Genomic DNA, 26875 nt, shown 5'->3' with positions numbered 1-26875 from the left:
CGCCGTCACATCACGCGATTCCGCCCGCCCTTCTTCGCGTGGTAGAGCCGCTCGTCGGCGCGGCGATAGAGCTCCATCGGCGAGACCGGCGCGTCCGGCGTGATGCCGGCGACGCCGAAGCTCGCGGTGACGGCGATCTCTCCCTCGTCGAAGCGGAACGGCGTGCTCGCGACGATCGTGCGCAGCTTCTCGGCGACGTGGCGCGCGCTCTCGACGGCGATCTCCGGGACGAGCAGCGCGAACTCCTCCCCGCCGACGCGCGCGAGGACGTCATCGCGGCGGACGTTCGCGGCGGCGAGCGCGGCCATCTGGCGGAGCACCGCGTCGCCCGTGAGGTGCCCGCGCGTGTCGTTGATGCTCTTGAAATGATCGATGTCGAACATGATGAGCGAGAGGTGGCGATGGTAGCGGCAGGCCCGCGACACCTCTCGCTCGAGCGCCACCTCGAAGGAGCGCTTGTTGTGGACCTGCGTCAGCCCGTCGAAGGTCATCAGGCGGTAGATCTCTTCGTGGTACGAGAGCTCTACGTTCCCCCCCTGGATGAACTTGAAGATCGTCCGGCCGATCTTGACCTGGTCACCGTCCTTGAGCGCGCGCTCGTCGACGGAGACGTCGTTCACGTAGGTGCCATTGGTCGAGCCGAGATCTCGGACTACGTAGTTCATCCCCGTCCAGGAGATGCGCGCATGACGGCGGCTCACCGCCTCGTCGTCGAGCGGGATATCGGTCTGTATCGCGCGCCCGCACTCGATCGCCCCGGTGCCGAGCGCGATCCGGCGCCCGAGCTCCGTGCCGTAGATCACGACCAGGCACGCGGTGCCAGGCTCCACCGGGAGCGCGGGGGGCGCGATCGAGGTGCAGGTGACGAGCGTCTGCCGATGATCGTTCTCTTGCTTCGCCACGCTGGAGGAGAAGTACACCAGAGCCGGCGTTCCAGGGCAACGCGCGTCGCGCGTCGGACATGGTAGCCTGCGGCCATGAAACGCGGCGGTTTCGCGCGGATGTACGGGACTGTCACGGCGGCGGCTGCCGTGCTCGCCGCACCCTTGTGCGGGTGTGGTCAGAGCGCTCCCCCGCCCGACGAGCACGACGCCTCGACCTCACCGGGGTCGCCCGAGACTGTCACCCTCTTCCCGGACGCCCCGCCGCTCCCGGGCGAAGCCGAGTGCAAGGTCGTCATCCGGACGGGGATCGGCGTGACCGCCGCGCGGCACGTGCCCGCGTGCACGCCCGTCCAGTACGCGACCAACCCACCGAGCGGCGGCGATCACTGGGCGTTGTGGGCCGAGTACAAGGGGTACGAGGCGGAGGTCCCGCGGGAGCTCTACGTGCACAACCTCGAGCACGGCGCGATCGTCCTCGCCTACCGGTGCCCCTCGACCGGCTGCGCGGAGATAAAGGCGACGCTCGCGGAGGTGCGCGCCGAGGCGGCCTCCGACCCGCGGTGCCTCATGCTGCCCGGAGGGCCGGAGGCGCGCGTCGTGATCACGCCCGACGGCGCGCTGGACACCCCGGTCGCCGCCGCCGCCTGGGGCGCCACGTACACGGCGACGTGCCTCGACAAGGCGTCGCTCGCGCGGTTCGCAGCGGACCACTACGCCCAGGGCCCGGAGGACACGTGCAGCAACGCGGGGGCCGTCGACGTCGACCGGCCCGACGGCGGCGCGCCGAGCTGCGCGGGCGGGCTGCCGGATGGCGGCGGGCCAGCCGCGCCCGACGCCGGAGGGGCCGGCGGCGGCGGGGCCGGCGGCGGCGGGGCCGGCGGCGGCGGGGCCGGCGGCGGCCCCCAGGGACCGTAACCGGGTTGACAGGTGGCTCGCGGGCCAGGAGCATCCAGGGATGCTCGGATCGTCAACCCTGACACCTCGGTTGGCAGATCGCTTCCGGCTGCTGGAGCTCGCGGGCTCCGGCGGGTCGGCCGAGGTCTGGAAGGCCGCCGACCAGGAGCGCGGCGGCGTGGTGGCGCTCAAGATCGAGCGGCGCGACCGCGGCGCGTCCCGGGAACAGCGCGCCGCGGTGCGGCGGGCCCTGGCCCGCGAGGCGCTGCACGCCGCCCTGGCGCTCTCGCCGCGGCTGCCAGAGCTCGTCGACGTCGGCTGGCTCTCGGCGCGGGCCGGCGCCGCGCGCGTGGAGGGCGCCCCCGGCGAGGAGGGGCGCGCGTTCGTGGCGATGCGCTGGATGGAGGGGCGGGCCGTGGCCGAGGCCGTGCGCGGGGTGCCGCCAGGCGAGCGCGCGGCGCTCGCGCTCGCCGTCGCGCGCGACGCGGGCGAGGCGCTCGGCGACCTCCACGGCATCGGCCTGGCGCACGGCGATCTCAAGCCGGAGAACCTGATCCTGACGCCGGAGGGGCGGATCGGGATGATCGATCTGGGGCTCGCCTGCTCGATCCACGAGACCTCCGTCGAAGGGGCGACGCTCCGGTACATCGCGCGCGCCGACGCGGAGCTCGGAGACGCGCGAGCGAGGGATCTGCTCGCGCTGGGGACGCTGCTCACCGAGATCGCCCTCCCCGGCGTGGCGGCCGCGGCCGACCCCATCGGCGCGGCGCGCGCCGCGGTGGCGATCGAGAGCGCGGCAGGGGCGGCTCTCGACGCGATCTGCAGGGCCCTGCTGTCGCCCAGCCCCGCGGCGCGCCCGTCGTCGGCGTGGGTCACCGAGTCGGCCCGCGCCGCCCTCACCGGCGCGCAGCAGGCGCGCCATCCGTCCGCCGGGCGGCGCTCCGGGGCGCCCGGCGCGGAGCGCGACCGGCAGGACCGCGACGCGCGGCGCGTGCGCGCGGCGTACCTGCGCCTGCGCCGGCACGAGCTCGAGACCGCGCTCGGGGTGCGCGACGACGTAGCGTCATGGCTCGCGGAGGCGTTCGCGGTGGTGCAGCGAGCGCGCGCGCTCGCCGGCGCGGAGGGCGGCGCGGCGCGCGCGGGCTCACCGCCGGGCGAGGCGCAGCGGCTCGGGCGGCTCGGCCCGGACCGCGTCGCGCGGTGGCTCACCGCGCTCGTGGGGACGAGCGCCGCGGCGTGGCCGATGGGGATCATCGCGTCGGCGCCGGAGCGCGCGCTCGCGGACGCGCTCGTGGCCCTGGCGCGGCGGATCCCGCCGCGGGCGTGGACGTTCGCGGACGTCGAGGCGGCCGCGCTCGGGGACGGCGCGCGGCGCCGGAGCACAGCGGCGGCGAGGGACGGCGTCGCCGCGGCAGGCGCCCTCGGGGCGGAGCGCATCGGCGCGGCAGAGGCGGCGGAGCTCGCGCTCGCGATCGCGCGGGTGCCGCCGGATCCGCTCGCGCTCGAGGCGATCGAGCAGCGCGACGACGCCCCCGCCTGCCTGGTCGTCGCCGCGGCCAACGCGCTCCGGCTGCACGGCGATCTCGGGCGCGCGCGGAGCCTGGTGCTGCGCGCGTGCGTGCGCGACGCGAAGGAGGCGGCGCCGCTCGCCGCGGAGGTGCTGCGGCGCGCCGGGGATCGCGCCCTCGCCGAGGAGCGCGCCCGCGCCGCCATCGACGCCGACGCGGACCCGGACGGGCGCGCGGCCGCGGTGCTCGCGCGCATCGCGATCGACGCGGGGTCGCTGGGCGCCGCCGAGGCGCTCGCCGGGGAGGCGGCCACCGCGCCGCTCTGCGAGGTGCGCGCGCTGATCGCGGTGCTGCGCGGCGACACGGCGCGGGCGCTGGCCGAGGTGGCGCGCGGCGAGGCGCTCGCGAGCTCCGTCGAGGAGCTCGCGAGGATGGCGGCGGTGCGCGGCTACGCGTGGCACGTGAGCGATCCGGAGCGCGCGCACGCGTCGTTCAGCGCCGCGGTGGACTACGCCGTGCGCGCCGGGGCCGTGGTGGAGGAGGCGACCTACCGGACCGGCGAGGCCGCGGCGGCGGTGGACCTCGGCGATCTCGGCGGCGCGATCGCGACCTCGACCCGCGCGGCGCTGCTCTGGGAGCACCTCGGCCGGCCAGCGCAGGGGGCGCGCGCGCTGCTCGCGTGCGCGGCGGCCTACGCGACCGCGGGCCTCGCGCACGAGACCTGCCGGATGGCCGAGGACGCCATCGCGCGGGCCCGCGATGCAGGGGACACGAGGGCGGAGGCCTACGCGCTCTGGGCGATCGCGGACGTGGCCGCCGCGCGCGGAGAAGGCGCCGCGAGCGCGGAGCTCGGGTCGCACGAGGACGCGCGCGCGGCGGCGGCGCGGGCCGCGGCGCTCCTCGCGGGCGGCCCCGCGGAGGACGCGCTCCGGGCGGCGGCGCGGCTGCTGCGCCACGGCGCGGGCGAGCTCGATCGCGCCCGCGTCGACGAGCTCGACGAGCTCGCGAGCAGCCCGGAGATCGCGGCGGCCGCGCGGCTCGACTGGTGGGGCGCGCGCGCGGCGCGCTCGCTCGCGGCGGGCGACGGCGGCGCGACCGCCGCGGACCATGTCGGCGACGCGATCGCCGCGGGCGACGGGCCGGGCGGCGCGGCGCGACCGGCGGAAGAAGGCGGCGTCCGCGATCGCGCGCTCGCCGCGCTCGCCGCGCTCGCGGGTGCCCGCGCGCCGATCGCGTCGCGCGGCCCGGCGCTCGCCGCGGCGCACGCGCTCGCGGTGAGGACAGGGCAGACGGACGTCGCGCACCGGGTGCTCGCGGCGCTCGCCGAGGCCGCGCGCGAGCTCTGCAGGCGCAACGCCGACGCGGGCTCGGCCGGCGCCTCCGCCGCCTCGCCCGCCGCGCCGGAGCTCTCGGGCGCGGTCCGGTCGCTGCCGTGGGTCGCGCGCGCGCGGGCGCTGCCGGAGAGCGGCTTCGGGCCCGAGCAGGCGCGCGATCTCGAGGCGCTCGTCAGCGCGCTCGGAGAGCGCGAGCGGCTGGCGCCGCTGCTCGACCGGGTCGTCGACGCGCTCGTGCTCTGGACGGGCGTCGAGCGGGGGCTCTTGCTCCTGCCCGCTCCGAACGGGCGCCTCGTCCCGCGCGCGGCGCGCAATCTGGCGCGCTCCCAGCTCGGCGCGGAGCAGCTCGAGCTGTCGCAGACGCTCGCGCGCCGCGCCCTGGAGGCGCGCGAGCCGGTCATCGCCGTCGACGCGGCGGGGGAGCTGCCGAGCGTGCACCGCAGCGTGCACGCGCTGAAGCTACGGAGCGTGCTCGCGGTGCCGCTCATCGCGCGCGGCGAGGCGCTCGGCGTCGTCTACCTCGACGACCGCGTGCGGCGCGGCGCGTTCGGCGCGCAGGAGCTCCGGTGGGCGCGCGCCATCGCGTCGGTCGCGGCGCTCGCGATCGCAGACGCGCGCGCGCAGGTCGAGCTGCGCCGCGCCGCCCGCCGCGCGGAGCGCGCCTCGTCGCGGCTCGCCGACGAGCTCTCGCGGCGCGAGGCCGAGCTCGACGCGGCGGCGCTCGAGCTCGCCAGGGCGCGCGGCGGCCGGGACACGCGCTACAGGTACGACGCCATCGTCGGCGAGAGCGAGCCTGTCCGCGCGATGCTGCGCCTCGTCGATCGCGTGACCGCCTCCGAGGTGCCGGTGCTCATCAGCGGCGAGTCCGGCAGCGGCAAGGAGCTCGTGGCGCGGGCCATCCACCAGAACGGCCCGCGCGCGGCGCACCCGTTCGTGACGGAGAACTGCGGCGCGATCCCGGAGGGGCTCCTCGAGTCGGCGCTCTTCGGTCACGTGCGCGGCGCGTTCACGGGCGCGGAGCGGCCGCGCGCCGGGCTCTTCGAGGTGGCGGATCGGGGCACGCTGTTCCTCGACGAGATCGGCGAGATGAGCCTCGGCATGCAGACGAAGCTGCTGCGCGTCCTCGAGGACGGCCTCGTGCGGCCGCTCGGCTCGGAGCGGGCGCGCAAGGTCGACGTGCGCGTCATCGCCGCGACGCACCGCGATCTGGAGGCGCTCGTCCGCGCCCGCGTGTTCCGCGAGGACCTGCTCTACCGGCTGAACATCATCACGATCCGGGTGCCCCCGCTGCGCGAACGGGCGACGGACGTGCCGCTCATCGTCCAGCACCTCGTCTCCAAGCACAGCCGCGGCCCGATCCGCGTCACGCGCGGGGCCATGGATCGGCTCTCTGCTCACGGGTGGCCGGGCAACGTGCGCCAGCTGGAGAACGAGATCCGACGGGCGCTCGTGCTCTGCGATGGGACCATCGATCGAGAGCACCTGTCGCCGGACATCGCGCGCGGCGGCGGCGGCGCGGCGCCCGGCGAGCTCGGCCTCAACGTCCGGGCGCGCATCGACGCGCTGGAGACGGAGCTCGTGCGCGAGGCGCTCGAGCGCACGCGCGGGAACCAGACGCAGGCCGCCAAGCTGCTGGGCCTGTCCAGGTTCGGACTGCAGAAGATGATCAAGCGGCTCTCGATCGACGCGTAAGGGCGACGCGTAAGGGCGACGCGTAAGGGCGACGCGTAAGGGCGACGCTCGACGGGCCTCCGGGCGTGCCCCGCTACTTCACGAGGGCACCGGCGTCGCGCAGGATCGCGGAGATCCCCTCGTCGTTCGCCTCGTAGTAGCCGCGGATCACGCCCTCCTGGTCGACCAGCACGAGGCGCTCGCCATGGAAGATGCTGAAGATGCCGGGGCTCGATTCCTTCTTGCCCATCGCGATCTTGAAGCCCTTGAGGATCGTCGACTCGATCTGATCGAGGGGGCCTGTGAGGAGCGTCCAGCGCTCGAGCGGGAGCCTCTGCGACGCAGCATAGGCCGCGAGCACCTCCGGCGTGTCGTTCTCCGGGTCGACGGTGAACGTCAGGAGGTGCAGCGCGCCGCCGAGGTCGCGGCTCCGGAGCTCGATCTCCCGCATGCGCTCCGTGAGCTTGGGACAGACGGTCGGGCAGGTCGTGAAGATGAAATCGGCGATCCAGACGCGGCCCCGGAGCTGCTCCAGACCGAACCGCTGGCCCCGCTGATCGGTCAGCGCGAAGGCCGGCAGAGGGATGCGGATCGAGGGCGGCTCCGCGGCGTGGCTGCGGACCGCGCGGCCCACGAAGAAGAGCGCGATGAGCCCGATGAGCGAGACGAGCGCGATCCAGAGGAGCGGCCTGGCGACGCGCGCCCCGCTCCGGGGCCTCGGCGCGCGACCGCGATCGGACGGGAGCAGCGGGCCGTTCGGCTCCGCAGCAGGGAGGGCGCCGTTCGCTGGGCGCATCGGCTCGATGGACGCCATCGGACGATGGCTTAGGATCCGGTACCGGGCGAGTCAAGCCGGCGGGCGCGGCTCACGCGCCGATCATCAGCGCGGCGAACAGGAGCACCAGATACACCATGGAGGCGATGAAGACCTTGCGGGCCCAGCGATCGCCGGCCCCCGCCAGGAGGCCGCGGGCGCCGAGACCGAAGAAGGCGCCGCCGAGGACGATCGCGGCGCCGAGGTAGACAGGACCTCCGACGCCGAGCGGCACGAAGAGCACCGAGGCAAACACGAGCAGCGCGAGGTAGCCGACGATGTGGAGCCGCGTTGTGCGCTCTCCCTTCTCGATGGGCAGCACCTTGAGCCCGGCGCGCTGGTACTCCTCGCGACGGAACGTCGCGATCGCCAGGAAATGCGGGATCTGCCAGATGAACATGACCGCAAAGAGCAGGAAGCCGGGCGCGTCGATGCGACCGGTGATGCTCGTCCACCCGAGCAGCGGGGGGATGGCGCCCGGGATCGCCCCGATCGGCAGCGCGAGCGTCGTCCGGCGCTTGAGCGGGGTGTAGACGAGCACGTAGCTGAGCAGCGCCAGCGCGGCGAGGGCGGCCGTCGTCGCGTTCACCCACACGAACAGCAGCGGAATCGAGGCGGCCGAGAGCGCGATCCCGAACCAGAGCGCGATCTCGGGCGCGAGGCGCCGCGCCGGCAAGGGGCGGTTCCGCGTCCGCGCCATCAGGAGATCCGTATCGCGCTCGATGTACATGTTGAGCACATTGGCGCCCGACACGACGAGGACCGTCCCGAGCAGCGCCAGGAGGATCTGTGTCGCCGGAACCGCCGCGCGCTCGATCGCGGCCTCTCCGGCCAGCCCGGAGCGGAGATAGCGGCTCGCGACCCACATGCCGCCGAGCATCGTGGCGACCACCATTCGCGTGACGCGCGGCTTGGTGAGGCTCACCAGATCGGCCGCTACCTTGAGCAGCGGGCGCGCGCTCGTGGGGAGCGCGCCGTCGTCATCGCCGTCGCTCGCGGACGGCTCGGCCTGGCGAACGTAAGGGACCGGGGCCCGCTCGGCGGCCTGCTCGACGCTCATGGTCACGCGCGCACCTCGCCGCCGTGTCCGGCGCGAGCGCCCAGCGCCAGCGCGACACCTCCGAAGACGTCTGTACGCCGGGTAGCCAGGTCGGAAAACGACATCATCGTCGGAGCGCGGGTGGCAGGGTTGAACAACATCTGGGCCGGGAGACTAGCGCGCGCAACGCGGCTCGGGGAGTCGAGATCGTCAGTTGTTCGCGCTTGACTGCGATAGGGGAAGAAACAGCGTTCGGCAACGGTCGCGGCGCGCGCGGCGCCACAGCGCGCGCCTGCAGCAGGCGAGATCCGGAGCGGGCCGTTCGCCTGCCCCGCTCGCTCCGCGCGTCAGCCGAGCGGCCTCGGGCGCCGCCGCGCGCGCCCTGCGCGCCGGGTGCCTCCTCACCAAAGGCCCTTGAGCTCGTCCTTGTTCTCCGCCGGCTCAGGCTCGGTGCCGGCGTACGTGAACGTGACCTGGGCGGGCTTTTCGTCGGCGACCGAGACCTCGGCCGTCTTCAGGCCATAGCGCGGGTGCCACGCCTCGAGCTTGTACTTGCCGGCAGGGACCTTCTCGATCGTGAAGGAGCCGTCATCGCCGCTCACGGCGAAGAACGGGTGATCCGTCACCACGACAAAGCCGCGCATCCACGGGTGGATGTCGCAGGTGAGCTTGATGATGCCGTCCTTCCACGTCTTCGTGAGCGGGTCGCCGCCCCTCGGCTGCGCCTGGTTGAACAGCGTCTCAGAGCCCTTGTAGGTGTGCACGTTGTGCAGCGTCCGGTCGCTGTTCTTGATGTCGACCTGCTGGTCGGAGACCACGCCCTGGATGCGCGGCTCATACATGCAGTCCTTCTGGTCGACCACCGCGTGCGTGTCAGGCGCCTTCCAGCTGCCCTGCACGCCCCCGACCGCGATGCGCACGAAGGTGTCCTTGAGCTTGCCGTCGTTGACGAGGACAGCGTTGTACGCGACTTCCTTGTCCTGGCAGAACGGGGCGTCCTTGCGCGCGGTCGGGACCTTCATCTCGACCGGCTTGCCGGTGAACTTGACCACCCCCTTGATCGTCCCCTTGCCTTCGGGCGTTGGCGGCGCCGCCGCCTGTCCCGTGGCCTGCGGCGCCTCCACCTGTCCCGTGGCCTGCGGCGCCTGCGACGCCGCGCCTGGCTTCTCGGCCGAGGCAGCCGGCGTCGTGCCCGTCGTGGCCGCAGCGCCCGTGGACCGCGAGGGCTCCTCGGGACACCCGACGCCGAGCGTCAACGCGGCAAGCGCGAGGGCGGAGAGCGAGACGAGATCGCGAGCGTGCATGGATGACTCTCCCGGGCCCGAGGCGCGCTACGGCGAGCCCGGGTCGCGCCCCGCCGGGCCTGCATGGATGAGGACCGGCGGGACCGGACGGCCCCCACGTCATTCAGGCGGCGGGCAGCAGGTGGAACGCCGCGCGCTGATCTTCCGCGCAGCGAGGGCGTGCTTAACGAGTGTCGTCGCTCGCGTCAACCTGACGCGCCCCCGGTGGGGTCCGGTTTCCCGGCGCCCGGGAGCGCGGTCGAGGTGCGCTCGCGCTCGGTCGCGAGCACGGCCGCCCAGAACCCGCGCTCGTCCCGCGAGGCGAGCGCGACGCAGAGGGCGGCGATCACCAGCGAGAGCGCGCCGAGGGGCACCTCGGGGGCGCTGCGCGCGACGAGCAGCAGCGCCAGCGCGCCGCCCAGCGCCGGCAGCCGGGGCGGGGCGATGAGGGCAAGCGCGACGACGACCACCGAGAGCGCGGCGGCGAAGAGCTGCATCGACAGCGGCACCACCGGCGCGGGGCGGGTGAGCAGCCGGTCGAGCGCGCGGCGGAAGAGCGTCTCGACCATCGACGCGTCGTCCGCGGCGCCCGCGAGCGCCGCCCGCGTGGCGAGCAGCGCCGAGGCGAGCGCCGCGAGCGAGAGCGGGCTCACGAGGCGCGGCCCCTGCCGGTCGGCGTCGCGCGGCCGCGCCTCGCGGCCCGCGCCGAGCGCGACCGTTCCGACGAGCACGGCGAGCGCGTCGAGCGCGAACGCGGCGGTCGCGACCGAGCTCGTCGCGCCGGCGAGCGCCTTCGAGCCGCGCTCGTTCGCCCAGACGGCCAGGAGGACGCCGGTGAGCCGCACGAGCGCCGAAGCGCCGACGAGCCCGAGCGCGGCCGCGACCGGCCGCATGAACGGGACGCGGAGCGCCTCCCAGGCGCTGCCGAGCGCGAGGATCGCCGCGCTCACGCCGATGAGCGCGGCGGAGAGATCGGGCACGCGCTGCACCGTCGCGTGCAGGACGACGAGGATCACGAAGCTCCCCGCGACGATCGCGGCGATCCGCAGCGCGTAGGGCACGCGGCTCCGCACGACCGCGCTGATCAGCGCCATCGCCATCACGATGGCGCCGATCGCGAAGAGCTGCGATGCGCCGGCGCCCGCGAGCTCGACCGTGTGGGCGGCGCGCTCGATGCCCACCGCCAGGCCGACCATCGCGGGCGCGAGCATGCGGCCGAGGACCATCGCGAGCAGGGCGAGCACGGCGAGCGCCCGGATCGGCGAGAGCACGGCCATGCCGGCGAGCGGGGGCCGCCCGGCGGCGGAGGACCGCTGCTCGGCGGGCGGAGCGTCGCTTCCCTCCTCGCGGCCAGGTGAGGCAGCGGGGTCCGACGCGGCGGCGCGGCCAGGTGAGGCAGCGGGGTCCGGCGCGGCAGAGGGAGGACGGCCTTCTTCGGGGAGAGGAGGGCCTTCGGGAGAAGGAGAGCCGTCGCGGGGTGGAGAGCCGTCGGGGGGAAGATCGATGTTGAGGAGCATTGAAGAAGAGCGCCCGTCGCTCAGCCCTTGTCCCAGGCGCGGGGGACGGGGTCGAGATCGGTGAACACCGCGGCGGTGGCCGAGGCGTCGATCAGGTCCTGCATCCGCTGGCCGCCGGCCTCCTCGACGATGCGATCGTCGTACTCGTCCGCGAGCACCGACAGATCCCGGAGGGCGACCAGGAGCTCCTCGGCGTCGAGCGTCTCGCCGCCGAGGAGCGTGTGAACGATGACCACACACGAGCCCTGCGCGACGTAGCCGAACGCGCCGAAGCGGATGCGCGCGTTCAGGCGGAGCAGCTTCATCGCGAGATCCGGCGTCATCTCGACGCCGCGGGCGAGCTGCGCGACGAGCCGCACGAGCGCGCGATCCGGCGCCCACGACAGGACATGGAGGTAAACGTACGCCGTCCCCTGGCGGACGACGTAGAACTGCGGCTCGACCCGGGTGAACGCCGGTGAATCCGCGAGCGCCGCCTCGATGCGCGCGTTGGTCACTTGAACGGCCGCGTCGGAATCCTTCGGCATGACGCCGAGGATACATCGCCGCGGTCCCGATGCAGAGCCGGGACCTACCGCCGGAGCGGGAGCAGCGGTCCGGACGGCGTCAGGGTCTTCTCGTCGCCCGGCACCGGCCGCGGCGCCCTGCGCACCGGCGCCGGCTCGACCGGGGCGGCATCGGACGGCGTCTTCAGCAGGAAGGGGCGGGCGTTGCGGGTGGAGCACGCGTCGTACGGATCCCGGTGGAACTCCCAGTGCAGGTACACGTTGCCGTCCGGCGACACGATCGCGTCCGGCGCCTTTCCGAACGGCGACGCGCGGTGCACCGAGCTCAGCGCGACGATGTCGAACGCCGTCATCCCGCTCGGCCGCGTGACGCCGAGGCGAACGATGCTGCCGTTGTCCTTGTTCAGCACGATCTCGAGGTGCGTCACCCGGTTCTGGTTGAACGCGTGCCCGGCGGGCAAGCTCTCGAGCGACGCCAGGAACTCCTCCGCGAAGATCGGGTGGAGCCGGTTGTGGATCATGTTGATGTACGTCGCGAACGGCACCCGCGCGGCGTTGAGAGAGGTCTGGTTGCCGGGCTTGACCGAGGGGTCGTAGTTCTCGATCGCGGCGCGCCACTTCTTCCACTTGTCCGTCGTCTCCCACGAGCCCCGGTGCGCGCTCTTGCGGGACGCGCCGTCCGAGGCCCGCTCCGCCCTGAGCTTCTCGTTGCCCACGGCCGCCTGCACGCCGGCCATGTTCAGGTTGAGGTTGGGCCCGCCGGGGATCCCCGGCGCGCCGAGCCCGATCGAGCCGACGCGGACCGGGCTCTGGTAGGGCTGCGGCGTGGCCTTCTTGCCCGCGACCCGGCTCTTGCCGTCGCCGCCCGGGTTCGCCGGGTTCAGCGTGTAGCCGCCTTGCGCGCTGTCGACGACCTCGGGGGACGCCGGGCCCGAGCCGCCGGCGGCGCCCTTCTCTGGCGCCGGCAGGGCGGGAGGCGCCTGCGCGACGCGGCCGCCGCCGCTCGCTCCCGGCACGCTCGCGGGCGGCGCCGACCGAGCGGGGGCCTGCGCCGGAGACGCCGGGCTGTGGTGCTCCGCGCTCTCGCTCTCGGGGTTCTTCTCACCGGGCGCGTGCTTCTCGTTGCCAGCCCGCTCCTCGCTGTGGCCGTTGTGATCGTGGTCGCTGTCGCCGACCTTGTCCTTCGGACCCATCGGGCCCGACGGGGTGCCGGGCGTCGGCTCGGGATCGTCCTGATCCTTCGACCGGATCTGCGCCATGGTCTCCTCGGCGACCTTGTTGGCGTCGTCCGCGATCCGGTTCGCCTCGGGGTTGTCCTCCTGGTCCTTCTGGACGTGCTGGCGAACGGCGATCCGACGATCCGCCGGCGGCAGCGGCGGCGGCGGGGGCGCCGGCTGGACCGGCACGACCTTGACGACCTCTTCCTTCGGCGGCTCCGGCGGCGGGGGCGGAGGCGCCTTCTCGCGGGTCGGCGCCGGCTTCGGCGGCGGGGCCTTCGCCACCTTGGCCGGCTCGGGCTTCGGCGGATCGGGCGGCGTGGTCCTGTCCGGCTCGCTTTCCGCCGCGGCGTCCGACGGTCGCTCCGGCGGTGCGAGCGGGGCGGCCGGCGGCGTGGGCGCCACGCCGTCGGTCAGCACCTCGAACGTCATGTCGCCCGGCCGCAGGCCCTCCCGCACCGCGTGGACCATCTGGCGGAGCTGGGCCCGGTCCTCGATGACCTGCGCCACCTCGACCGCGCCGCCGCCGCCTGCCATGTGCGCCACGATCGCCGCGCAGATCCACAGGGCGAGCGGGATGTGGGCTTCGCGCGACATGGTGCTCAGCGCCCCCGCGCTGCAGAGGCCGCACCGCGCGACGTGGCGCAGCCGTAACAGCAGCGAACGACGGTCACCGGTGGCACCTCCAGACTCCGCGTGAACGACCTGCTCGAACAGTACGCCGATGCGCCAATCGCACCCAGGAAGCGGGTCGAACCTAGCATCCGGGGATCAGCACAGCAACGGTCGGCGCGCGCGAAGCCCCCTCGCGTCCGTCGCGTCCGCCACGTCCGCCAGCCAACGCCCCGGCGAGGCCGCCCCGCCAGCGCGCCGGCGTTGCCATCACAGCTTGTTGATCGCGTCCCAGTGGTCGGCGATCTCCTGCGCGGTCCAGATGCCGCCCTCGTCCTTGAACTTCCCGGGGCTCTGGACGACCTTGTAAATGTACATCTGCGCGCCGGCGACGGCGAGGACGTTGCCGGTCCGGTCGGCGCACAGGTCGGACGCGAGGAACAGCGCCGCGGGCGCCACGTGCGCCGGCGTGAGCGTGTCGCCGGCGGACTGGAACATGGGCAGATCCTCCGTCATGCGCGTCTTGGCGATCGGCGCGACCGCGTTGACCGTGATCCGTTGCTTCTGCAGCTCGATCGCGGCGGTGCGCGTGAGGCCGTAGATGCCGGCCTTGGCAGCGGCGTAGTTGGCCTGTCCGAAGTTGCCGAGCATCCCCGAGACGCTCGTTGTGTTGACGATCCGCCCTCCCCCGCCCTGCGCGATCATCTGCTTCGCGGCGGCCTGCGTGCACAGGAACGTGCCCTTCAGGTGAACGGCGACGACCGCGTCCCACATCCCCTCATCCATCTTGAGGAGCGTCTTGTCGCGGAGGATTCCCGCGTTGTTGACCAGGATGTCGACCCTGCCGAACGCGTCGACCGCCGCCTTCACGATCCTCGCCGCCCCCTCGGGGGTGGTCACGCTGTCGAAGCTCGGCGCGGCCTGCCCGCCCGCGGCCCGGATCTCCTCCGCGACCTGGGCCGCCATCGCGTCGCTCGAGCCCGACCCGTCGCGCGCGCCGCCGAGATCGTTGACGACGACCTTCGCGCCCTCGCGGGCGAAGAGCAGCGCCTCCTCGCGTCCGATCCCGCCGCCGGCCCCCGTGATGATCGCGACCTTTCCGTCGAGCAAGCCCATCGCAGATTCCTCCTGATCCGCGCGCCGGCGCGGTGCGCCGGGCCGTTTTCGCGCGGAGCTTCGCACACCGGGCCTCGGCGAGGGCGCACATTCGTGCGCGCAATTCCGCCATCGTGCGCGCGAGCGGGCCCTACCAGTCCCGTCCACGCCGCGGGCCGAGCCCGACGCGTCGGCGCGCCGAGCCCGACGCGGCTTCTTTGCCCGATCGCGGGCGGCGGTGCTAACGCCGCGTTCGATGCAACTGCCCAGCCGCCTCTCCACGTCGACCCTGGGAGACCTGCTCGGCGCGCTGCACCGTGAGAAGACGACCGGGCTCCTCGAGCTCTGCGAGCTCCGGACGCCGAGCGGCTCCACGGTGCCCGGCCGCCAGCACCGGATCCAGCTCTTCTCCGGCCTCGTGACGGCCGTCGAGACGCCGCTGCGGGTGCCCCGCCTCGGCGAGATCCTCGCGCAGGACGGCTCCGCGCCCGGGCCGTCGATCCAGCGGCTCGCGTCGCTCGTCGCGGCGCACCGGGGGCGCCGGACCGGCGAGGTGCTCGTGGCCGCCGGGCTCATCCCGGAGAGCGCGGTCGAGCGCGCGCTCCGGATCCAGCTCCGCGCCCGCCTCGAGGCGCTCTTCGCCATCGAGGAGGCGACCATCTGCTTCCACACCGCGAGGCCGCTCGCCGGGGCGCTGCGGCAGACAGGCCCGCTCCCGCCGAGCGACTTCCTCCACGGCCGCCCGCGCGCGCGGGATCGCCACCGGCGCGTCGCGAGCGCGGGCGCCGCCCGCGGCGCCTCGACGGGCGCGCCGCCGCGCGGCGCCTCGACGGGCGCGCCGCGGGCCGCCCGCATGGACGAGCCGCGCCGCCGCGCGCTCGAGGTGCTCGGCCTGCGCGAGGGCGCGACCGAGGCCGAGATCCGCCGCGCCTTCCGCCGCATGGCCGCGGTCCTGCACCCCGACCGCGGCGCCGGGCAGCCCGGCGAGCACGCCCAGCGCACCGCGCGCTTCGCCGAGCTCTCGGCCGCCTACCACCTGCTCGTCGCCTGACCGCTACGCCCTGCCCACGAGCCGCTCGACAAGGAACGACGCCACCGTGATCGGCTTCGTGCCCGGGCCGAAGCCGGCATCGAAGCCGAGCTCGACGGCGAGGTTGTGATCGATGCGCGGGCCGCCCAGCAGCAGGATCACCTTGTCCCGGAAGCCCTGCCGCGTCGCCATCTCGACGAGCGCCGCCGCGTTCTCCTTGTGGCAGTTCCGCTGCGTGATCACCTGAGAGACGAGGATGGCGTCGGCGCCGAGCGCCTTGGCCTTCTCGCACAGCTCGGCGTTCTCGACCTGGGCGCCGAGGTTGTGGGCGTCGAAGCACTTGAAGCTCTCGAGGCCCTTCTCTCCGGCGAATCCCTTGTAGTTCAGGATCGCGTCGATGCCCACAGTGTGCGCGTCGCTGCCGGTGCAGGCGCCGACCACGACGATCTTGCGGCCGAGCTTCTTCGCCTGCGCCTCGATCTGGTCGCGCGTGAGCGGCTGGGCGGCGAGCTCATCGACCTCGATGTCCGAGATGTCCACCCCGTGCTGGGAGTGTCCGTAGACGACGAAGTAGGTGTGCTCCCGGCTCGCCTGCTCCATGGCCGTGACCAGCGGCTCGCGCAAGCCGTGCGCCTCGGCGAAGCGCTTCGCCGCCTCTCGCGCGCGGTCGCCCGGCAGGACGCGCAGCGTGAACGACATCTGGACCATCCCGTCGCCCTCGCGATCGCCATATGCACGCAGGATGTTTCGCTGTGTCATGCTCACCTCTGTCTCCAGGGGAAGGCGCCGATACCCCATAGACAGTAGCGCCTGGCGGCCTCGCGTGGCCAGCGCCATCGCATGATCGAGGGGGCGCGCAGAGGCGCGCTCCCTACGAGCCCTGGAAGAACGTCTTTCGAAGAACTCAGTGAGTTGGCTTTCGAGAGCGGTTCGCGCCCGGCGCTTGTACAAGCGCCCATCCAGCGCGGCGCTCGGAAGAGAGAGACAATCCACCAGGACGGCCTGGAGCACCAGAGATCTCGCTTCCTGGCGACTCCTGCCGCCCGGCGCGTCCCGCGACTCCCGCGACTCCCGCGACTCCCGCGACTGGCGGGTTTCCTTCCGTTCCCGTTGTTCTGGCTCCTCCGCGCAGACAAGGCGGGCGGTCTACGACCGCTCCAGCACCTCGAGGATCGGGTTCAGGTACTCCGGGTGCCGGACCACGACCCCCGAGTACCCCTTCCCTCCTGTGCGCGTCCGCTTCACGTCGCCGAACGCCCCGCGGCCGATCGCGTCCCAGAGGGTCTCCCGCTCGACCTCGCGCAAGAGCGCGTGCGCCTTGTCGAGGACCTCGCGGGCGCGCGACTCGACGATGCCGCCCGGCTTCCACTGGATCTCGTCGCCGAGGTGCCGCGCCGCCGTGAAGATGTAGCGGGCGCTCTTCAGCGCGAGATACCGATCCATGAGGAGCGGTGTGTGGACCGCCTCGCTGAACATCCCGAGCAGCTCGATCGACTGGCCCGTCGTGATCCCGACCAGGTTGAACATCGCGTCGTGGACGTGGCTGTGGAAGATGTCGCCTGTCTTGAACTTGGTGGGCGGCATCCACTTGATCGGGTGGCGATCGAAGATCTGCCGGACGAGCTGGGCCTGGGCGAGCTCGAACAGGAGGCTGTCCTCGAGCCAGGGGTTGATCTCGAAGGCGTGGCCGAGGCCCATCTGCTCCTCGCGGAGGCCCGCGCGCCTGGCGAACGCCTCGTTGATGAACTGCGACGCGAGCACCGTGTGGGCCATCTCGACCGCGTCGGCGGTCGTGAGGTAGTTGTCTTCTCCCGTGTTGATGACGATCCCGCTCCTCGCGATGATCCTGCGGGAGAAGTACTGATCGATGAACGTCCGCTGCATGTTGATGTCGCGGAACAGGATCCCGTACATCGCGTCGTTGAGCAGCATGTCGAGCCGCTCGACCGCCGCCATCCAGGCGATCTCGCTCATGCACAGGCCGGACGAGTAGTTCGTCTGCGCGAGGTAGGTGCCTGTATCGCGGGTCGCCTCGTCGGCGGCGCGGCGGATGATCCTGAAGTTCTCCTGGGTCGCGTACGTGCCGCCATACCCCTCGGTGGTCGGCCCCTCGGGGACGTAGTCGAGGAGGGACTGCGCCGTCGCGCGGATCACGGCGACGATGTCGGCGCCAGCGAAGCCGGCGGCCTTGGCCTGCACGGCGTCGTCGTAGATGTTGCCGGTCGCGACGATGACGTACTTGAGCGGCGCGACGCCGACCCGGTGCGCCGCCTTGTTGGCCTCGCGCTCGTCACGGGCCCTGTCGATGCGGGCGATCGCCTCCCGCGTCGCCGCCTCGAGGGCGCCGCGCGCCTCGCCCACGGACGGGCCCGGACCGAGCTCGGCCGCCTCGCTGAACGCCAGCATCTCGGCCGCCTCCTGCACCGACGCGGCGCCCTCGCACAGCGCCCGGCCGAGGTGGTACGCCACGCCGCGGCCCGCCTGCCCCGCCTTGTGGATGCGATCGACGAGCGCGTTCACGAGCGGCGTCCCCTCGGCGTCCGCGCCGACCACGCCGTAGGCGCGGGCCACGGTGCGCTCGACCCCCACCGTGGTGTGGCGGTCGATGAAGCGCTGCACCTCGTCGGCGATGTCCGAGGCAAACGCGCGGCACGCCTCCACTTTTTCCTGCTCCACGGGGACAGTCGTCATGGATTTCTCCGGGACAGGCGGTCTTAGCGCACTCTCACGGCGGCCGGTACTCCGGGCGCGGGATCCGCGACAGAGCGGCCGACCGCGAGAAGGCCGGCGGGCGGTGGGGCCGCGGCGCGGCGGCGTGGCGCGACGGCGACCGCCGGCGCCACGTGCGCCGCGCGGCGGGCGGCGCTAGACGGGGGTCATGGGCAAGCTCATCCTGCTCTTCTCGGTGGTTCCGATCGTGGAGCTCTGGCTGCTTCTCTCGATCGGCGATGTCATCGGCTTCTGGCCCACCGTGGCGATCGCGCTCGGAACAGCGGTCCTCGGGGCGGCGCTCGGCAAGCGCGAGGGGCTCAAGGTGCTCGCCGCCTGGCGGGGCGCGATGACCGAGGGACGCATCCCGGACGAGGGGCTCACGGGGGGGCTGCTCGTGCTCCTCGGCGCGGCGCTGCTCATCACGCCGGGCGTGCTGACCGATGTGGCGGGTCTGCTGCTCCTGTTCCCGCCCACGCGCCGCCGGATCGCCGCGGTGGTGCGCGAGCGGCTCGAGCGGCGGGTGGTCGCGGCGAGCGCCGCCGGCTTCGGCGGACAGGGCCCGGGCCCCGGCGCTTTCTTCAGCATGCGCGTCATCGATTTCGGCGGCGAGCCGTTCGGCGACCGCGCCGGCGCGTCCCGAGGACAGCCGGCGGCCGGCCAGGTCATCGACGTGGAGGCGGAGGTGACCGAGGGCGACGAGCCCGGCCGGCCGGCACCGAAGATCCGACAGCTGCCCGGCTGACACCCCGATGACACCGGCCGCCCGGCGAGCCCATGTGCGCTCGCCCGGTCCGGGGCATCAACGACTCTCGCCCACCACGCCCGAACACCTGCGTCAGGAGCTCGCGAAACACGCGAGCAACAACGCAAGTTGATGATTCACGTCCGGGCTGCACGAATGAAACGACAATGAAACAGAGCCTATTGTACGCTCCTCAACGTCGTCGGAGTGGTCCGACATACCAGGAGGATCGGCATGAAGATCTGAGCCTGCTCCCCGTGACGCGACAACGCACAACGCACCCAACGCAACACCCTATGCTAGACCCAACTCGATACGTGATCCCATCGACCGAACCGTGCCGCTCGGAGAGCGGCACGAAGACCGGCTCTGGCACGATGTCCAGCCCTGAACAGCGCCCGCGCCCTCGCCGGAGCACGCGGCGCGCGGCGATGAGCCAGCGGCCCCACCTCATGCCCGCGGGGAGGGTGGACCGATGAGGCTCATCAGATCCATGGCCGGCTGGCTGCTCGGGTATGTAGACCCGCGGGAGCCGATCGGCAGCTCGCTCATCAACGCTATTTCCAGGCTCCCGATCCACCTCGCCGCGGACGCCGTGTGCCTCCGGAAGAACGCGGACTCCGGCGCCCTCGAGGTGCTCCTGACCCAGCGCGGAGCGTCGGAGTCGGAGCCCGGAGCGTGGGGCTGCCCCGGGAGCGTGCTGTCGCCGGGCGAGCAGCCCGAGCACGTCCTCGATCGGGTCGGGATGGCGATCTCCGACTTCACGTTCATCGGGGATTACTTCTCGGCCGCCGCGCGCGGCTGGATGCTGTCCCGGCTCCACCAGGCGAAGCTCGCCGAGGTCCCGGCCACGGGCACCTGGTGGCCCGTCGAGCAGCTGCCGCACAACATGGTTCCCAAGCATCGGGAGCAGGTCATCCCGATGGCCGTCAAGGCGCTCCACGCCCAGCGTACGAAGATCTCGCACAAGGCCAGCGCCGCGCCCGCGTGAGCCGCGCGGCGCGCCGCCCCTGCGCTCTGCAGCGCGCGATGGCTCTGCCGTCCCGGCTGCACGCCCCCCGCGCTCAAAGCGCGCGGTGAACCACGCGCAAAGCGCGCGGTGAACCACGGACAATGTAGAGTCCGCGCGCACGAGGAAAGGAGGCGTGGGAGCCCAGCTCAGCCCGCCCGCTCGCGCCGCGCGCGGACGGCCGCTATCGATCGGGCGATGCTTCGGTTACGCTGCGCGGTACGGCTGTGGATCTCCGCGGTGGCGCGCTCCGCGGGTGATTCCGCAGGGACATGGAGCTCATGACGGTCGACAAGACAGCTCTCATCGTGGGAGGAACAGGACTCGTCGGCGGCCATTGCTTGCGCCTCCTCGTGCAGCAGCCCGCGTACGGGCGGGTCATCGCCCTGCTGCGCCGCCCAGCCCCGATCGAGGATCCGCGGCTCTCCCAGCGCATCGTCGACTTCGACAAGCTGGACGGCGCCGAGTTCGCCGGGGTGACCGACGTGTTCTGTGCCCTCGGGACGACGATCGCCAAGGCCGGGTCCGAAGAGGCCTTTTACCAGATCGACTATCGCTACCCGATCGCCGTCGCCCGGCTCGCCGAGAAGGCGGGGGTGAAGCAGTTCGTCCTCGTCTCGTCCGTGGGCGCCGATCCGCGCTCGACCAGCTTCTACCTGCGCGTGAAGGGGGAGCTCGAGCAGGAGCTCTCCGCCGCGAGCTTCGCGTCGGTCCACGTCGTGCGCCCGAGCCTGCTGCTCGGGGAGCGGGGCGAGGTCAGGAGGGGTGAGGCCATCGGCGTCGCGGCGGCGCAGACGCTCCGCTTCACGATGAAGGGGGGCCTGCGCAGGTACCGCCCGATCGACGCGAGGACCGTCGCCGGCGCGATGGTCGCGGCCGCGCTCCAGGGGAGCCCCGGTCGCCACGTCTATCACTTCGACGACATGGAAACGCTGGCCAAGGGCATCGGCGTCGTGCAGGCCTGATCGCCGCCCGCGGGCCGGACACAACCCTCCGGCCGGCCCCGACGAGGAGGGGGCCGGGCCGCGCCGCCCCGGGACGCCCACGCCGGCGGTGGCGGCGCCGCCATGGCGCCGCCACCGCCGGCGCGACGCAAGAGCGCGGAAGTGCTAGGGCTCGCGGCGGGCACGGCGCTCGCTCGAGGCCGCCGTCATGGTCTTCGCGGAGCCCCCCTTGTCGATCCTGACCGAGCGCCTCGCCCCCTCCTTGCTGCGCCCCCCCGAGAGCTCACCGCCATCGATCGACGCCGTGCTCGCGGATCGCTTCGGCATCGCCGCGTTCCGGCCGTGGCAGCGCGAGGCGATCGACGCCCTGCTCGGGGGCGCTGGCCGCGTCCTCGTCGTCGCGCCGACAGGCGGCGGCAAATCGCTCTGCTACCAGCTCCCGGCCGTCGCCCTGCCCGGCACGACGCTCGTCCTGAGCCCGCTCATCTCCCTGATGGAAGATCAGGTGCGCGCGCTCGATGCGCGGGGCATCCCCGCCACGTTCGTCGCGTCCAGCCTCTCGCGCGAGGAGAACGGCCGGCGCCTCGCCGCCCTGCGCCGCGGCGAGTACAAGCTCGTCTACGCCGCGCCCGAGCGCCTCGCCCTCGACGGCTTCGTCGAGGCGCTCGCCGCGAGCCGGCTCTCGCTCGTCGCCGTCGACGAGGCGCACTGCATCGTCCAGTGGGGTCACGACTTCCGGCCCGACTACCTGCGCATCGGCGCCGCCCTCGCGCGCCTCCGCCCACCCCGGGTCCTCGCCTGCACCGCGACCGCGACCCCCGACGCGCGCGACGAGATCATCCGCCGGCTCGGCTGGCCGCTGCCCTCGTCCGACGCCGATGGAGACGCCGTCGGCGAGGTCGAGGAAGGGCGCGGGTCCGAAGATCCTCCGCCCAAGGTCATCCTGCGCGGCTTCGCCCGGCCCAACCTCCACCTGCAGGTCTCGGCGGTGGACGGCCCGCGCGAGGCCGGGCGCCGCACGGCGCGCGCGCTGCTGGACGCCCTCGGCGATCCCGGGCGGCCGCGCGGCGCAGGCATCGTCTACGCCGCGACCCGCAAGGGAGCGGAGCGCCTCGCCGAAGCGCTCCGCGACGCCGGCTGGAACGCGGAGGCGTACCACGCCGGCCTCGCCCCCGAGTCGCGCGCCCGCCTGTCTGCCGGCTTCGCCGACCGCAGCCTCTCCGTTGTCGTGGCGACGAACGCCTTCGGGATGGGGATCGACCGCCCCGACGTCCGCCTGGTCGTGCACGCCCAGCCGCCGTCGTCGATCGAGGCCTACTACCAGGAGGTCGGGCGCGCCGGCCGCGACGGCGACCCGGCCCGAGGCCTGCTGCTGTTCGCGCCCGCGGACATCGCGCTGCGCCGCCGGCTCTGCCAGCTCGGCGAGGGGGGCGTCGAGGCGAACGTCGACGACGCCGCGCGCGCGTGGGGGCTCTTCCGCGAGCTGCTCCGCTACGTCGACGCCGCGACGTGCCGGCACGACTTCATCCTCCGCTACTTCGGGGACGAGGCCGAGTCGCTCGGCGGCTGCGGCCACTGCGATGTCTGCCTCGAGGTGGACGCGCTCGAGGCGAGCGACCCGGCCGCGCTCGCCCGCGACAACGACCTCGTGCGCCGCGCGCTGGCCGGCGTCGCCCGGGCGAAGGGCGGCGCCGGGATGCAGGCGATCGCGTCGATGCTCGTCGGCGAGTCGAACGAGCGCGTCCGCCGCATGGGGCTCGACCGGCTCTCCACCTTCGGCGTCCTCGACGGGAAGAGCCACGACGAGGCCATGTCGATCCTGCGCGTCCTGCTCGCCAACGCGTGGATCGATCTCACCACCGGCGAGTTCCCCGTCCCCCTCGTCACGCCGGCGGGCTGGCGCGTGATGCGCGGCGAGGTGCCCACGCGGGTGCGGCTGCCGCTCCCCGCCGCGCGCCGGAGGCCGCTGCGCCGTGCGGCGCCAGGCCCCGCGGCCGCCGTGCGGTCCTCGGGGACGACGGCCGCCGCGCCCTCCGCGCCGGCGCGCGCCGCCCTGGCGGCCGCGGGGGGAGCCTCGTCGGGAGCGCGGGCGGAGCCCGGCGCCGAGCTCGAGGAGCAGGACGTGCCGCTGTTCGAGGCGCTCCGCGCCCACAGGGCCGCGCTCGCCAAGGAGAAATCGCTGCCCGCTTACGTCATCGCGCACGACCGGACGCTCCGCGATATCGCGCGGATCCGGCCCGCGTCGCTCGACGACCTCGCGCTCGCGCGGGGCATGGGGCAGGCGAAGATCTCGAGCTACGGGGAGGGCATCCTCCGCGTCGTGAGGGAGTTCTCCGGCCCGTGAGCGCCGGAGGAGCGCGCGGGCGCGGTCGGTCGCTGGATCTGTCCGGGGGCACACCAGGAGAGGCGCGGAGGCGCGGGGGAATGTTCGAGGCGCTCGCCCCGTCTCCGCGCCACCCTGCGCGGCGCGGCGTGGTCTTCGTTCAGGCGTGACCCGCGACGCGGAGCTCCGCGATGAGCTGGCCGTCCAGGCTGACGAATGTCGTGAGCCGGCCCTCGACGTTGATGAACACATCGAGCATCACGCCGGCGCCCAGGTCGACGACGTGAAGGTCGTCCTTGAGGACCACCGTGGGGGCCTCACCGCCCCGCGGCGCCCGTCTGGGCCTCCTCTCCATGGCCTTCTTCGAGCTCATGTCCCCCTCCGCCCGTTGACCCCACCGCGCCGCGCCCTCCGGGAGCCGGCTCCGCGGCGCGCTGTCGACCGGATCGCGCCCCCGCGCGCGGGACGGCCTGCTTTCTGACGGACACGACAAGCGCGTTCCGTGCCGCGCTCGCACGGCTGAAGTGATCCTTCCCTTCACGCGACCTCCTTTCGCTCCTCTCACGAACCGGTGGTCCTCCATTTCACCGGATGGGCTCGACGGGAAGGTGTGAAGTTCAGGGGATGGCCGGAATTTTGTTTCGGGTTTCCCATCCTCCCGTTCGAACCAGGCAACCACGATCGCCAGCTCACCGCAGCTCACTGCACCCACGGTCGGCTCCCCCACCTGCGGTCCCGTTCAACCTGGGACGGCTGCTGCTCTGCCAACTTCGGTCGGCCGGCTCCCCGGCTCCCCTCGGCCGGCTCCCCTCAACCTGGGTCGGGCGCCTCAACCTGGGTCGGGCACCTCAACCTGGGTCGGGCACCTCAACCTGGGTCGGGCGCCTCAACCTGGGTCGGGCGCCTCAACCTGCGGGCACTTCAACCTGCGGGCACCTCAACCTGGGTCGGGCACCTCAACCCGGGTCGGGCGCCTCAACCTGGGTCGGGCGCCTCAACCTGGGTCGGGCGCCTCAACCTGGGTCGGGCGCCTCAACCTGCGGGCACTTCAACCTGCGAGCACCTCAACCTGGGTCGGGCACCTCAACCCGGGTCGGGCGCCTCAACCTGGGTCGGGCACCTCAACCTGGGTCAGTCAGCTCACCCCCGCCCAGGACGAGAGCGATGCTGCCGCGCTCACGGAGACCCTGCCCGAGGCGAGCACCTGGCCGAGCGCCGGCTGCGCCAGGAGCAGCGCCTCGACACGCAGCAGCGCCGGCAGGTAGACCACCTCCCGCGCCAGGCCGCCGCCCCGGTGGACCCGCGCCGCGATGCGCAGGGCGTCCCCGGTCGAGCTCACCCCGCGCGCCTCGAGCAGCCGCGCGGTCTCGACGAAGCCGGCGCCGCGCTCGACGCTCCGCGCAGCCAGGTGGCGCAGCCCGAGCTCGGTCCGGCGCGCGCCGACCAGGTAGCCCGCGGCGCGCTCGCGCGCGAGCGCCCAGCCCTCCTGATCGTCGCCGCCGTGCGCCGTCCCGATCAGAAAGATCCCGAGCGGGAGCCCCGCGGCGCGCACCCCCGGCGCCGCGTGCCCCTCGATCTCGTGGAGCACCGTGCGCTCCACGTCGTCGCGCGTCAGCATGCGCCCCCTCGCGACCTGGATCACCCCGTCGCCCGTCGCGGCGAGCGGCGCGATGTCGGCGATCACCACCCGGAGCGGCAAGCGCCGCACCCCGATCTCGCGCCGCATCCGCGACACGAGCGACCCGGGCGACCGCGCGTCATCGCTCCGCACCCGCGCCTCCTCGCTCGCCGCCGCGCCAGCCGCCTCCTCGACCCAGGTCGCGGCGAGCGCGTCCGCCTCCTCGTCGAACGCGTCGCGCGCGGCGTAGCGATGGCGCGCCGCGGCCCAGCACCCCGCCCCACCCGCGGCCTCGCAGATCGCGGCCTCCGCCGCGAGCTCTCGCGCGCGCCCGGCGTACACGGCGCCGAGCTCTCCCTGCCCCCCGAGCCGCTCGGCGGCCGTCTCCATCGCTCTCCGGAGCTCGCTGTGATCCTGCGCCGGCGCGTAGGCGAAGCGCGGGAGCTCGGCGCCCCCCCGCCCCCACGCAGCGGCGACCCGCGCGAGCTCCTCGACCAGGTTCACCGGCGTGCTCGCGCCGACCACGCGGATCCGCCGCGCCGCGGCGCCGAGGAGCCGATCCGCGTCCGGCACCCAGGCCGGCGGCACCGCCTGCTCTGCCGATCTAGCTCGAGGACGCCGCGCCACGGCCCTCCGCTCCCTTCCCTCGCGCTTCACCCCCGCTCGCCCCGCCCTCGCTCGCCCCGCCCTCGCTCGCCCCACGATCGCGCCGCGCCCCCGGCGCTGCCCGCCTCAGAGCAGGTTCGCCGCGAGCTCCGCGAGCTCGCTGCGCTCGCCCTTCGCGAGCACCACGTGCCCCGCGATGCGCTCGCGCTTGAACCGCTCCGCCACCACCAGCAGGCCGTTCGACGCGTGGTCCACGTACGGGTTGTCGATCTGCTGCGGATCGCCGGTCAGCACGATCTTCGTCCCCTCGCCGCACCGGGTGATGATCGTCTTCACCTCGTGCGGGGTGAGGTTCTGCGCCTCGTCCACGATGAGGTACTGGTGCGGCAGGCTGCGCCCGCGGATGTACGTCAGCGGCTCGACCTGGATCCGCCCGCTCTCCAGGAGCTCCACGAAGCCGCGCGCGTCGCGCCCCGGCTTCGCGCCGCCGTTCGAGAAGAGGAACTCGAGGTTGTCGAAGATCGGCTGCATCCACGGGTTCAGCTTCTCGTCCACGTCGCCCGGAAGGAAGCCCAGATCGCGCCCGAGCGGCATGATCGGCCGGCTCACGAGCAGCCGGCTGTACGCGTTGTCCTCCGTCGTGCGCTTGAGCGCCGCCGCGAGCGCCAGGAGCGTCTTGCCCGTCCCCGCCTTGCCGATCAGCGTGATCAGCCGGACCGAATCGTCGAGCAGGAGGTCGAGCGCGAAGGCCTGCTCCTTGTTCCGCGGCCGGACCCCCATCACCCCCTCCCGCCCGACGCGCAGCGCGACGATCTGCCCGCGCGCCGCGTCGAAGCGGCCGAGCGCCGTGTGGCTCGGCGCCCCCGCGTCGCGGAGGAGCACCGCCGAATTCGGCAGCAATTCCGCGAGGTTGGCGCCGGCGAGGAAGCCGTTCTGGAAGAACGCGTCGACCTCGGCGCCGGGCACCTCGAGCTCCACCACCGACTGCTCGATGGCCGGGTCGTTCACCCGCTGGTTCTCGTACGTCTCCGCCGGGATCCGGAGCGCGTCGGCCCGGATCCGCAGGTTCGTGTCCATCGTCACGAAGATGGTCGGCCGATCCTTGTGCCGGTCGCGGATGTCGATCGCCGTCTGCAGGATGGCGCTGTCCTGCGAGCCCGACTCCAGCCCCACGAGCAGCTCCGGCCGCCGCTCCGGGATCGCGATCCGCAGCGTGCCGCCGCTCTCGAGGAGCACGCCCGTCGCGAGCGTCCCGGCGCCGCGGACCTCGTCGAGCAGCCGGGCGATGGTCCTCGCGTTGCGCCCGCGCTCGGAGCCCTCCCGCTTGAACTGGTCGATCTCCTCGATCGCGTAGATCGGGATGATGACGTCGTTGTCCTCGAACTTGAAGATCGCGTGGGGGTCGTGGAGCAGGACGTTCGCGTCGAGAACGTAATTCTTCTTCATGGGGGAGCGCGACGACGTACCCCCCTGAAGCGACGGGCGCAAGAGACCTGTCGTGTCGCCCGCCGGAGGAC

20 protein-coding genes are annotated in these 26875 nt (G+C 73.5%); 7 read left to right on the top strand and 13 right to left on the bottom strand.

Annotated elements, in window-relative coordinates:
• Positions 1 to 5 precede the first annotated feature (5 nt).
• Positions 6 to 920 carry a diguanylate cyclase gene (locus tag WME89_RS17270; protein WP_437626330.1) on the bottom strand — a complete coding sequence of 305 codons (915 nt, stop codon included), beginning with the start codon at positions 918 to 920 and terminating at the stop codon, positions 6 to 8.
• 57 nt (positions 921 to 977) lie between these two features.
• On the opposite strand from WME89_RS17270, the gene WME89_RS17265 reads away from it, so the two are divergent.
• Positions 978 to 1799, top strand: a complete 822-nt coding sequence (locus WME89_RS17265; protein WP_438010228.1) for a DUF3105 domain-containing protein — start codon at positions 978 to 980, stop codon at positions 1797 to 1799.
• A gap of 40 nt (positions 1800 to 1839) precedes the next feature.
• The gene (locus WME89_RS17260) at positions 1840 to 6312 is read left to right on the top strand and encodes a sigma 54-interacting transcriptional regulator (RefSeq protein ID WP_438010227.1); all 4473 of its coding nucleotides are present in this window, start codon (positions 1840 to 1842) and stop codon (positions 6310 to 6312) included.
• A gap of 73 nt (positions 6313 to 6385) precedes the next feature.
• On the opposite strand, the gene WME89_RS17255 is transcribed toward WME89_RS17260, so the two are convergent.
• The 7 genes from WME89_RS17255 to WME89_RS17225 form a co-directional block, all read right to left on the bottom strand.
• On the bottom strand, positions 6386 to 7105 hold the full coding sequence (locus WME89_RS17255) for an SCO family protein (RefSeq protein WP_438010226.1): 720 nt from the start codon (positions 7103 to 7105) through the stop codon (positions 6386 to 6388).
• A gap of 52 nt (positions 7106 to 7157) precedes the next feature.
• Entirely contained in the window at positions 7158 to 8165 is a 1008-nt protein-coding gene (gene cyoE / locus WME89_RS17250; protein WP_438011942.1) for a heme o synthase, read from the bottom strand.
• A 380-nt stretch (positions 8166 to 8545) separates the two neighbouring features.
• Complete coding sequence (locus tag WME89_RS17245; RefSeq protein WP_438010225.1) at positions 8546 to 9448, bottom strand: carboxypeptidase regulatory-like domain-containing protein; 903 nt, start codon at positions 9446 to 9448, stop codon at positions 8546 to 8548.
• A gap of 185 nt (positions 9449 to 9633) precedes the next feature.
• Entirely contained in the window at positions 9634 to 10704 is a 1071-nt protein-coding gene (locus tag WME89_RS17240; RefSeq protein WP_438010224.1) for a hypothetical protein, read from the bottom strand.
• Positions 10705 to 10964: 260 nt separating this feature from the next.
• Complete coding sequence (locus WME89_RS17235) at positions 10965 to 11471, bottom strand: T3SS (YopN, CesT) and YbjN peptide-binding chaperone 1 (RefSeq protein ID WP_438010223.1); 507 nt, start codon at positions 11469 to 11471, stop codon at positions 10965 to 10967.
• A 44-nt stretch (positions 11472 to 11515) separates the two neighbouring features.
• Positions 11516 to 13264: a hypothetical protein gene (locus WME89_RS17230; RefSeq protein WP_438010222.1), complete on the bottom strand. Its 1749-nt coding sequence runs from the start codon at positions 13262 to 13264 to the stop codon at positions 11516 to 11518.
• A 285-nt stretch (positions 13265 to 13549) separates the two neighbouring features.
• Entirely contained in the window at positions 13550 to 14395 is an 846-nt protein-coding gene (locus WME89_RS17225) for an SDR family NAD(P)-dependent oxidoreductase (RefSeq protein WP_437310456.1), read from the bottom strand.
• Between the two features lie 235 nt (positions 14396 to 14630).
• Between WME89_RS17225 and WME89_RS17220 the strand changes: the two genes are divergently transcribed.
• Complete coding sequence (locus WME89_RS17220) at positions 14631 to 15425, top strand: J domain-containing protein (RefSeq protein ID WP_438010221.1); 795 nt, start codon at positions 14631 to 14633, stop codon at positions 15423 to 15425.
• 3 nt (positions 15426 to 15428) lie between these two features.
• Here WME89_RS17220 and WME89_RS17215 read toward each other — a convergent pair whose 3' ends face one another.
• Entirely contained in the window at positions 15429 to 16163 is a 735-nt protein-coding gene (locus tag WME89_RS17215) for an OAM dimerization domain-containing protein (RefSeq protein ID WP_438010220.1), read from the bottom strand.
• A gap of 387 nt (positions 16164 to 16550) precedes the next feature.
• Positions 16551 to 18095: a lysine 5,6-aminomutase subunit alpha gene (locus WME89_RS17210; RefSeq protein ID WP_438010219.1), complete on the bottom strand. Its 1545-nt coding sequence runs from the start codon at positions 18093 to 18095 to the stop codon at positions 16551 to 16553.
• Between the two features lie 187 nt (positions 18096 to 18282).
• On the opposite strand from WME89_RS17210, the gene WME89_RS17205 reads away from it, so the two are divergent.
• From WME89_RS17205 to WME89_RS17190, 4 genes are all read left to right on the top strand, one after another.
• On the top strand, positions 18283 to 18858 hold the full coding sequence (locus tag WME89_RS17205; RefSeq protein WP_438010218.1) for an FxsA family protein: 576 nt from the start codon (positions 18283 to 18285) through the stop codon (positions 18856 to 18858).
• A gap of 475 nt (positions 18859 to 19333) precedes the next feature.
• On the top strand, positions 19334 to 19849 hold the full coding sequence (locus WME89_RS17200; RefSeq protein WP_438010217.1) for an NUDIX hydrolase: 516 nt from the start codon (positions 19334 to 19336) through the stop codon (positions 19847 to 19849).
• Positions 19850 to 20139: 290 nt separating this feature from the next.
• Entirely contained in the window at positions 20140 to 20832 is a 693-nt protein-coding gene (locus tag WME89_RS17195) for an oxidoreductase (RefSeq protein ID WP_437626316.1), read from the top strand.
• A 208-nt stretch (positions 20833 to 21040) separates the two neighbouring features.
• On the top strand, positions 21041 to 23155 hold the full coding sequence (locus WME89_RS17190; protein ID WP_438010216.1) for a RecQ family ATP-dependent DNA helicase: 2115 nt from the start codon (positions 21041 to 21043) through the stop codon (positions 23153 to 23155).
• 139 nt (positions 23156 to 23294) lie between these two features.
• On the opposite strand, the gene WME89_RS17185 is transcribed toward WME89_RS17190, so the two are convergent.
• The 3 genes from WME89_RS17185 to WME89_RS17175 form a co-directional block, all read right to left on the bottom strand.
• A complete protein-coding gene (locus tag WME89_RS17185) occupies positions 23295 to 23507 on the bottom strand; it encodes a hypothetical protein (protein WP_438010215.1) in 213 nt (70 codons plus the stop codon).
• Positions 23508 to 24269: 762 nt separating this feature from the next.
• Entirely contained in the window at positions 24270 to 25340 is a 1071-nt protein-coding gene (locus WME89_RS17180; protein WP_438010214.1) for a tyrosine/phenylalanine carboxypeptidase domain-containing protein, read from the bottom strand.
• A 144-nt stretch (positions 25341 to 25484) separates the two neighbouring features.
• Positions 25485 to 26804, bottom strand: a complete 1320-nt coding sequence (locus tag WME89_RS17175) for a PhoH family protein (RefSeq protein ID WP_438010213.1) — start codon at positions 26802 to 26804, stop codon at positions 25485 to 25487.
• Positions 26805 to 26875: the final 71 nt, after the last annotated feature.

Origin of the sequence: Sorangium sp. So ce321, assembly GCF_051530195.1 — a bacterium.
Lineage (GTDB): Bacteria > Myxococcota_A > Polyangia > Polyangiales > Polyangiaceae > Sorangium.
This window is presented reverse-complemented; position numbering and strand designations above follow the sequence as displayed.

Excerpts from the sequence above, each read along its gene's own strand:
- WME89_RS17185 (WP_438010215.1), bottom strand. The coding sequence starts at position 23,507 with ATGAGCTCGAAGAAGGCCATGGAGAGGAGGCCCAGACGGGCGCCGCGG.
- WME89_RS17245 (WP_438010225.1), bottom strand. The coding sequence starts at position 9,448 with ATGCACGCTCGCGATCTCGTCTCGCTCTCCGCCCTCGCGCTTGCCGCG.
- WME89_RS17200 (WP_438010217.1), top strand. The coding sequence starts at position 19,334 with ATGAGGCTCATCAGATCCATGGCCGGCTGGCTGCTCGGGTATGTAGAC.
- WME89_RS17210 (WP_438010219.1), bottom strand. The coding sequence starts at position 18,095 with ATGACGACTGTCCCCGTGGAGCAGGAAAAAGTGGAGGCGTGCCGCGCG.
- WME89_RS17215 (WP_438010220.1), bottom strand. The coding sequence starts at position 16,163 with ATGACACAGCGAAACATCCTGCGTGCATATGGCGATCGCGAGGGCGAC.
- WME89_RS17175 (WP_438010213.1), bottom strand. The coding sequence starts at position 26,804 with ATGAAGAAGAATTACGTTCTCGACGCGAACGTCCTGCTCCACGACCCC.
- WME89_RS17240 (WP_438010224.1), bottom strand. The coding sequence starts at position 10,704 with ATGGCCGTGCTCTCGCCGATCCGGGCGCTCGCCGTGCTCGCCCTGCTC.
- WME89_RS17220 (WP_438010221.1), top strand. The coding sequence starts at position 14,631 with ATGCAACTGCCCAGCCGCCTCTCCACGTCGACCCTGGGAGACCTGCTC.
- WME89_RS17255 (WP_438010226.1), bottom strand. The coding sequence starts at position 7,105 with ATGGCGTCCATCGAGCCGATGCGCCCAGCGAACGGCGCCCTCCCTGCT.
- WME89_RS17195 (WP_437626316.1), top strand. The coding sequence starts at position 20,140 with ATGGAGCTCATGACGGTCGACAAGACAGCTCTCATCGTGGGAGGAACA.
- WME89_RS17260 (WP_438010227.1), top strand. The coding sequence starts at position 1,840 with ATGCTCGGATCGTCAACCCTGACACCTCGGTTGGCAGATCGCTTCCGG.
- cyoE (WP_438011942.1), bottom strand. The coding sequence starts at position 8,165 with ATGAGCGTCGAGCAGGCCGCCGAGCGGGCCCCGGTCCCTTACGTTCGC.
- WME89_RS17230 (WP_438010222.1), bottom strand. The coding sequence starts at position 13,264 with ATGTCGCGCGAAGCCCACATCCCGCTCGCCCTGTGGATCTGCGCGGCG.
- WME89_RS17225 (WP_437310456.1), bottom strand. The coding sequence starts at position 14,395 with ATGGGCTTGCTCGACGGAAAGGTCGCGATCATCACGGGGGCCGGCGGC.
- WME89_RS17205 (WP_438010218.1), top strand. The coding sequence starts at position 18,283 with ATGGGCAAGCTCATCCTGCTCTTCTCGGTGGTTCCGATCGTGGAGCTC.
- WME89_RS17235 (WP_438010223.1), bottom strand. The coding sequence starts at position 11,471 with ATGCCGAAGGATTCCGACGCGGCCGTTCAAGTGACCAACGCGCGCATC.
- WME89_RS17265 (WP_438010228.1), top strand. The coding sequence starts at position 978 with ATGAAACGCGGCGGTTTCGCGCGGATGTACGGGACTGTCACGGCGGCG.